The sequence below is a fragment of the Halomonas sp. SIMBA_159 genome, assembly GCF_046536035.1.
GTDB classification, from domain to species: domain Bacteria; phylum Pseudomonadota; class Gammaproteobacteria; order Pseudomonadales; family Halomonadaceae; genus Vreelandella; species Vreelandella venusta_A.
Genome location: NZ_JAWJBT010000075.1, coordinates 1 through 577 on the forward strand (window position 1 = coordinate 1; position 577 = coordinate 577).

The 577-nt window shown below is 34.5% G+C and carries 1 protein-coding gene; it reads left to right on the forward strand.

Annotated elements, in window-relative coordinates:
• The coding region (locus R0J87_RS18400; protein ID WP_498887977.1) for a hypothetical protein at positions 1 to 273 on the forward strand (273 nt) is incomplete at its 5' end.
• Positions 274 to 577 lie beyond the last annotated feature (304 nt).

The window sequence follows — 577 nt, forward strand, 5'->3', positions numbered from 1 at the left end:
TATAGTTTTAAAGAATACAACGGAACTGGATATATTGGTTCCTATGCTCGTGTAAATAGAGTTAGTGGAAAGGTTAAAAAGGTAAATGTATGGAGTGAACAGGTCGGCGTAATTTTTGCTATTACTTGGACACAAAGGTCAACATGGTATAATTTGAATGCGAAAAAAACAGGTGGGAAGGCTTATGTAAGAGGTACTAAGTTGTATGGTATGAATGTTGTAGGCCAACCAGTTGGGTATTCTAAATCAGTTACTTATACTGTTAAGTTTTAAAGGGAGGGATTCTTTTGGTTGAAGTATCTCAGGTAAATTGGTTTGACGTTGTTTATAATTTTTCTGTGCTTGGAGCTTCTATTCTTTTGATTTATTTCATTGTCAAGATTGTAAAGAGGAAAAAAGCTAATAAGAATAGTCATTATTAATCCAAAGTAAAAAAGGTTTAGCTTCATATTTTAATCTGGTTTAAATTGAAAACAGCAGACTTGAAAGAAGAGTCTGCTGTTTTTGTTACACGCCTGCCGAAAATCGAGAGATTTTAGCACACACAGGGGTGTGTATAAGTGCGCCATAAATGGAC